This is a genomic window from Aeromicrobium sp. PFPM2_SD2 (assembly GCF_057364525.1).
The window spans coordinates 1-6,905 of record NZ_JBNFNZ010000094.1 but is presented as its reverse complement, the minus strand read 5'-3'; the positions used below and the strand labels follow the sequence as shown (position 1 = coordinate 6,905).

Here is a 6,905-nt window from a genome sequence, read left to right as displayed (position 1 = left end):
GGGGCGCGGCAACCCGGGCGGCCGCGCCCGGCCCGCCGTACTGTCTGGCCATGGACCTGCCCGTCATGCCGCCCGTCCGCCCGATGCTCGCCAAGTCGGTCAAGGGGGTGCCCGCCGCCGACGCCGTCGACGGCGGCCTGCTGTACGAGCCCAAGTGGGACGGCTTCCGCTGCCTGGTCTTCCGTGACGGCGACGAGGTCGAGCTGATGAGCCGCTCGACCAAGCCGCTGACCCGCTACTTCCCGGACGTCGTCGCGGCGGTCAAGGCCCAGCTGCCCGAGCGCTGCGTCGTCGACGGCGAGATCGTCACGATCGTGGGGGACCGGCTGGACTTCGACACGCTGAGCCAGCGCATCCACCCGGCCGCCTCCCGGGTGAGCCTGCTGGCCGAGCAGACGCCGGCGTCGCTGGTCGTGTTCGACCTGCTCGCGGTCGGCGACGAGGCGTGGGACGCGCGTCCGTTCGCCGAGCGGCGCGAGCGGCTCGAGCAGGAGCTGGCCGGCGTCCAGGCCCCCGTGCACCTGACTCGCACGACGACGGACGCCGCCACCGCCGCGGACTGGTTCTCGCACTTCGAGGGCGCCGGGCTCGACGGCGTCGTCGCCAAGCCGCTCGCCCGACCGTACGAGCAGAACGCCCGGGTGATGCTGAAGATCAAGCACGCGCGCACCGCCGACGTGGTGCTGGCCGGCTACCGGCTGCACAAGACGTCCACCGAGGAGCGCCCGCTGCTCGGCTCGATGCTGCTCGGCCTGTACGACGACGACGGCGCCCTGCAGCACGTGGGCGTGTGCGGCTCGTTCACCGAGACGCGCCGCGCCGAGCTGCACGACGAGCTGCAGGAGCTGCGGGTCGGCCTGGACGAGCACCCGTGGGCCCGCTGGCAGTCGGCCGAGGCCCAGGCGTCCGGACGGCTGCCGGGCGGGCAGAGCCGCTGGAGCGGCGGCAAGGACCTGTCGTTCGTCCCGCTGGCTCCCACGCGGGTGCTCGAGGTCGGCTACGAGCACATGGAGGGCGACCGCTTCCGGCACCTGGCCCAGTTCAAGCGCTGGCGGCCGGACCGGGAGCCGCGGTCGTGCACGTACGCCCAGCTCGAGGAGGTCGTGTCCTACGACCTGGCCGACGTGCTCACCGGGCGGTAGGGCCGACCCGAGCCCGACCGTCGGGCCCTAGGAGTCCTCGCCCAGGCGGCGCAGCTGCTCGAGCAGGACGTGCGTGGAGGCGGCCTCCGCGCGGTCGCGGACGTCGCTGACCAGGTCGCGCGGCAGGTCGTTCATCGAGCGGACCTCGGCGTGCAGCATCTCCATCGTCGAGTCCAGCGTCGCCGCGGTCTCCGCCGCGTCCTTGAGGCCGCCGAGCAGGTTCTCGGGCACCGCGTCGCGGTACTTGTAGTAGATCTTGTGCTCGAGGCTGGCCCAGAAGTCCATCGCGATGGTGCGCAGCTGCACCTCGACCGTCACCGGCACGACGCCGTCGGACAGGAACACCGGCACCTCGACGAGCACGTGCAGGCTGCGGTAGCCGTTCGGCTTGGGCTCGGCGATGTAGTCGCGGACGTCGACGATGCGCACGTCGTCCTGCGAGGTCAGCATGTCGAAGACGTGGTAGACGTCCGAGACGAAGCTGCAGGTCACGCGGACGCCGGCGATGTCGGTGATGCTCTCGCGGATCGCCTCGAAGGTGATCGGGCAGCCCTTGCGCTGGGCCTTCTCGAGCAGGCTCTCGGGGGCCTTGAGCCGCGACGCGAGGTGCTCGATCGGGTTGTAGTCGTGCAGGTGGGCGAACTCGTCGCGCAGGATGTTCAGCTTCGTGACGACCTGCTCCATGCCGAACTTGTAGCGCATCATGAAGCGGGTGAACTCCTGGCGCAGCTCGCGCAGGTGCTCGGCGTCGACGTGCTCGGAGAGGGAGCCGTCCAGGACCTCGGCCGGGAGCTCGAGGCCCGGGTCGGTGGATGCGTCGGAAGCCACACGGACACCGTACGCGACGCCACCCACCACGCCCGTCGAGCCGCGGCCGCCCGGTCGACCGCGCGCGGCTAGGCTGACCGCCGTGCAGGTGATCACCACGCTCCAGCCCTACACCGACGACCTCGGCAACCGCATCGAGTACGACGGCGAGCCGTTCCCCGTGAAGGTCACCTTCTACGGCGGCGGCAACGTCCTGACCGTGGCCAGTCCCGCCCGGATGCCCAACCTCCGCGTCCAGTTCGACGGCGACGGCGGACGGGCCGAGATCGGCGCCAGCAAGGGCGTCACGCTGCGGGCGCAGATCCGCGTCGGCGGTGGGTCCACCGTCAAGATCGGCTCCCACGTCTCGTCCACCACGACGGCGACGATCAGCGCCGTCGAGGGCGCGACCGTCACCATCGGCCACGACGTGATGATGGCGAGCGACGTGCAGGTGCGCAGCGACGACGGCCACGCCATCTACGACGTCCGCAGCGGCCGGCGGGTCAACCACGCCCGCGACATCCGCGTCGGCCCGCACGTGTGGCTCGGCCTGCGCTCGGTCGTGCTGGGCGGCGCCCGCATCGGCCGGGGCAGCGTCATCGGGCTGGGCGCGATCGTCACCAGGGACGTGCCCAACAACTGCATCGCCGTCGGCTCGCCGGCGAAGGTCGTGCGGCGCGACATCGCCTGGGAGCGCCCGCACCTCTCGCTCGACAAGCGCGACAAGACGAGCTGGCCCGAGGAGCAGCGCAGCCGCTACTGGGACCTGACGAAGGAGGCCGCGGTGGTCGAGCGGCCCTCCCTCGCGCGCCGTGTGGTGCGCCGCCTGCGCCGCTCGTGACGCAGACCTCCCGGCCGGGTCCGGCCAGCCGGCTCAACCCCCGGGCGGACGTGCCGATGGGGGTGCGGTGACCATCCACCTGGACGCGGCGTCCATGCGCATCGAGCTCGGTGTCGTGCTCGTGACGACGCTCGTGCTGTTCTACGGGGTCACCTACCGCTCCACCCGCTCGCGCTACGCCGGCCTGTGGTGCCTGGCCCTGCTCGCGGTCGCCGCCGGCACGCTGGCCTACCTGGGCACGGACACGTCGCTCATGGCCTGGACCACCCCGCTCGGCAGCGCCCTGACCGTGCTCGGGTCGGCCCTCATCTGGCAGGCCGCCCGGACGCTCGACGGCGCCGCCGGCGACCCCTGGCTCCCGACCGTCGCCGCGACCGTGGCCGTCCCGGTCGCCTCCCTCGCGGACGACCCCGGCACCGACGCCTGGGCCGGCTCCAGCGTGCTGTTCCCGCTCGTGACCTGCTTCATCGCCGCGGCCGCGGTCGCCATGTGGAGCGACCGCCCCGGCCACGTCGGCTCGCTGCGCCGGGCGATCGCCTGCTCCGGCGGCGTCGTGGCCGCGTTCTACCTGGGCCGGTTCGTCACGTTCGTCGTGTTCGGCCCGGGCGACCCCCGGTTCGACGACCTGTTCGGCACGACCATGACGACCATCATCATGACCTTCCTGCTCGTCGGCGCCACGTTCAGCATGACGGCGTTCAGCTACGAGCAGCTCAACGCGGACCTGCGGCTGCGGGCCTCCAGCGACCCGCTCACCGGCCTGCTGAACCGCTCCTCGTTCGTCGAGCGGGCCCGCCTGCTGCGCCGGGACGCCGACCGCCGCGGGGCGACCTGCGTGCTCGTCATGGCCGACGTCGACCACTTCAAGAGCGTCAACGACACCCACGGGCACGGTGCCGGGGACGGCGTCCTGGTCGCGTTCGCCGACGCGTGCCGCTCCCGCGTGCGCGCGATCGACCTGGTGGCCCGGTACGGCGGCGAGGAGTTCGTCATCATGCTCGCCGGGGCGACTCCCGAGAGCACCCGCGCCACGCTCGAGGCGGTCAACGCGCGCCTGCACGCGCTGGTGGAGGAGCGGGGGCTGCCCGAGGTGACCGTCAGCTACGGCGTGGCCGAGACCCAGGCGGACGTCGCGCTGTCGTGGACCCTGGCCGAGGCCGACCGTGCGCTGTACGTCGCCAAGGCGGAGGGCCGCGACCGCATCGTGATGGCCGGACGACGTCCCTGACGCACGAAAGCCCCTGGCGCGCCGTGCGTGACTGGCGGCCAGGGGCCTTCTGCTGAGGTGGTTCCGTCGTGCTGCTTCCACGGTAGGTCCGGATCGCCGGGTCCGCACCTCGAAAATCGCTGCGCTCGCAGTGGTCGCCGCCCCTAGGGTGGGCGGGTGACCGGACGACTGGCGTGGGTGACCGCCCGCGAGGCCCGCGGGCAGGACGAGGACGAGGACGTGGCCCTCGCGGCGCTCGCGCGGCGCGGCGTGGCGGTCGACGTCGTCGACTGGGACGACCCCGACGTCGACTGGGCCACCTACGACCGCGTCGTGCTGCGCTCGACCTGGGACTACCCCGCGCGGCTGGACGCCTTCCTGGCCTGGCTGGACGCGACGGCCGCCGTGACGCAGGTGCTCAACGGTCCCGAGGCCGTGCGCTGGAGCATCGACAAGCGCTACCTCGCCGAGCTCGAGGCGGCCGGCGTCCCGGTGACGACCACCGCCTTCGTCGGGGCGGGCGACCCCGTCGAGCTGCCGGCCGGTGACTTCGTGGTGAAGCCCGCGGTCGGCGCCGGCAGCCGCGACGCCGCGTCCTACGGCCCGGACCAGCACGACCTCGCGCTCGCCCACGTCGACCGGCTGCGGGCCCAGGGCCAGGTCGTCCTGGTCCAGCCGTACGTCCGGTCGGTCGCCACCGAGGGGGAGTGGCCGCTGGTCTTCCTGGCCGGGCGCTTCAGCCACGCCGCCAGCAAGCGGGTGGCGCTGCCCCGGGCCGGTGTCGTCGAGACGCTGTTCGCCGCCGAGACCAACGCGCCGCACGAGGCCTCGGCCGAGCAGGTCGCCGTCGCCGAGGCGGCCGTGGCCCACGTCTCGCCCGTCTCGGCACGCCGGCGTACGCGCGCGTCGACCTGGTCCGCGACGACGACGGAGGCTTCCGGGTGCTCGAGGTCGAGCTCGTCGAGCCGTCGCTGTTCCTGCCGTACGCGGACCCCGGGGCCGCCGACCGGCTCGCCGAGGCCCTGACGCGCTAGCCCCTCTCGGCGGTTCGAACGGATGTTCTATCGTTCGTCCGTGGGAGCGAACCCGGGCAAGCGGGACGCGTGGCCGCGACCGCGGCGCACGCGCCACGTCTGGGTGCGCGCGACCGGCAAGCAGCACCCGCGCCAGGGCGTCGTGCTGGCCTGGCGGCGCACCGTGACGGGCTGGGAGGCCTGGGTCGTGTTCGTCGACGAGTCCAAGCGCGAGCCGTCGCTGGTGCAGCGCTGGGTGGACGTCCGCCAGCTCTCGGCCGTGTGGTCGGACCCCAACGCCACCGGCTGGTGAGCCGCCGCCCGGCCTGACCTACTCCTTGCGCTCGCGGCTGGGCTGCACGCGCTTCGGCTCGCCGGGCATCTTCGGGTAGTCCGGCGGATAGGGCAGGTCGCCGTGCCCCTGCTCCTCGTCACGGGCGTGCCACTGCAGCAGCGCGTCCAGCGAATGGGCGACGTCGTCATCTCGGCGTGCGGGTCGCCGAGCTCGGCCAGGCGCTGCGGCACGGTGTGCAGGTTCAGGGTGCGCGGATCGTCGATCGTCTCCAGCTCCTCCCACGTGACCGGCGTCGAGACCGGGGCACCGGGCTTGGCCCGCAGGCTGTAGGCGCTGGCGATCGTGCGGTCGCGGGCGTTCTGGTTGTAGTCGACGAAGATCGACCCCTCCGGACGCTCCTCCTTCCACCAGCTGACCGTCACGCCGTCCGTGCGACGCGCCAGCTCACGGCCGAAGGCGATGGCCGCGTGGCGCAGCTCGGTGAACGACCAGCGCGGCTCGATGCGCACGTACACGTGCACGCCCCGGTTGCCGCTGGTCTTGGGGAACCCGCGGATGCCGACCTCCTCCAGCAGCTCACGGGCGGTGCGCGCGACCCGGCGGGCGTCGGCGAAGGTCGCGCCGGGCTGGGGGTCCAGGTCGATGCGCAGCTCGTCGGGGTGCTCGACGTCCGCCCGGCGCACCGGCCAGGGGTGGAAGGTCAGCGTGCCCATGTGCGCGGCCCAGGCGACGACGGCCACCTCGGTCGGGCAGATCTCGTCGGCGTGGCGCCCCGAGGGGAACTGGATGCGGGCGGACTCCAGGTACGGGGGAGCGCCCTGGGGGACACGCTTCTGGTAGAACGCGTCGCCGTGCCCGTCCGAGCGCGTGGCCATGACCATGTCCTCGCGGAACCCCTTGGGCCAGCGCTCCAGCGCCGTCGGGCGCTCGCGCAGCGCGCGCATGATGCCGTCCTCGACGGCCACGTAGTACTCCGCGACCATCAGCTTGGTGACCTCGGCCGACCACGGCGTCGCCTCGTAGATCACCCGGTCGGGGCTCGAGACCCGCACCGTGCGTCCGCCGGCCTCGATCTCGGTCGCGTCGCTCGCCATGGCGTCACCCTAGGGGCGTCCGGGGCCGCTCGGCAGGACGAGCCGGGAGGTGACGGACGCCACTGAGGGTGACCTTCGTTGAACGGGCGGAATCAATAACGACACACTGGTGTTGTGAAAAGCATGCGCACTGTCGAGAAGTCGTCGTCCGACGACGCCCCGACGCGTTCGCGTGTGGCCCAGAGCATCCTCGAGCACGGGCCCTCCACCGCGGTCGCGCTGGCCGAGCGTCTGTCGCTGACCCCTGCCGCCGTGCGTCGTCACCTCGACCAGCTGGTGGCCGAGGGACACGTCGTCGCCGGCGAGCAGCGGCTCAACGCGCCGCGCGGTCGCGGACGTCCGGCCAAGGTGTTCGCCCTGACCGACGCCGGCCGCGACCAGTTCGAGCACGCCTACGACGACCTCGCCGCCGAGGCGCTGCGCTTCCTGCGCCGCACCGCGGTGACGCCGCCGTCGACGCGTTCGCCCGGCACCGGCTCGCCGAGCTCGAGCACGACGACAGG

7 protein-coding genes are annotated in these 6,905 nt (G+C 73.0%); 5 read left to right on the top strand and 2 right to left on the bottom strand.

What is annotated here, in order from left to right:
- Window positions 1-1,142, top strand: a 1,142-nt coding sequence (locus tag AC2W7G_RS06600; RefSeq protein WP_485867733.1) for an ATP-dependent DNA ligase, incomplete at its 5' end; no start/stop codon positions are given.
- A 27-nt stretch (window positions 1,143-1,169) separates the two neighbouring features.
- On the opposite strand, the gene AC2W7G_RS06595 is transcribed toward AC2W7G_RS06600, so the two are convergent.
- A complete protein-coding gene (locus AC2W7G_RS06595; protein ID WP_485867732.1) occupies window positions 1,170-1,970 on the bottom strand; it encodes a GTP pyrophosphokinase in 801 nt (266 codons plus the stop codon).
- An 82-nt stretch (window positions 1,971-2,052) separates the two neighbouring features.
- Here AC2W7G_RS06595 and AC2W7G_RS06590 point away from each other — a divergent pair, with 82 nt between their 5' ends.
- The 3 genes from AC2W7G_RS06590 to AC2W7G_RS06580 all read left to right on the top strand — a co-directional run bounded on the left by AC2W7G_RS06590 (window position 2,053) and on the right by AC2W7G_RS06580 (window position 5,026).
- Window positions 2,053-2,793, top strand: a complete 741-nt coding sequence (locus AC2W7G_RS06590) for an acyltransferase (RefSeq protein WP_485867731.1) — start codon at window positions 2,053-2,055, stop codon at window positions 2,791-2,793.
- Between the two features lie 67 nt (window positions 2,794-2,860).
- The gene (locus AC2W7G_RS06585; RefSeq protein ID WP_485867730.1) at window positions 2,861-4,021 is read left to right on the top strand and encodes a GGDEF domain-containing protein; all 1,161 of its coding nucleotides are present in this window, start codon (window positions 2,861-2,863) and stop codon (window positions 4,019-4,021) included.
- A 156-nt stretch (window positions 4,022-4,177) separates the two neighbouring features.
- Window positions 4,178-5,026 carry an ATP-grasp domain-containing protein gene (locus AC2W7G_RS06580; RefSeq protein ID WP_485867729.1) on the top strand — a complete coding sequence of 283 codons (849 nt, stop codon included), beginning with the start codon at window positions 4,178-4,180 and terminating at the stop codon, window positions 5,024-5,026.
- Between the two features lie 35 nt (window positions 5,027-5,061).
- On the opposite strand, the gene AC2W7G_RS06575 is transcribed toward AC2W7G_RS06580, so the two are convergent.
- Window positions 5,062-6,402 (bottom strand): DNA polymerase domain-containing protein, encoded by a 1,341-nt coding sequence (locus AC2W7G_RS06575; RefSeq protein ID WP_485867728.1) that lies wholly within the window; start codon window positions 6,400-6,402, stop codon window positions 5,062-5,064.
- Window positions 6,403-6,525: 123 nt separating this feature from the next.
- Between AC2W7G_RS06575 and AC2W7G_RS06570 the strand changes: the two genes are divergently transcribed.
- Window positions 6,526-6,905: helix-turn-helix transcriptional regulator (locus AC2W7G_RS06570; RefSeq protein WP_485867727.1), on the top strand; the 380-nt coding region annotated here is incomplete at its 3' end.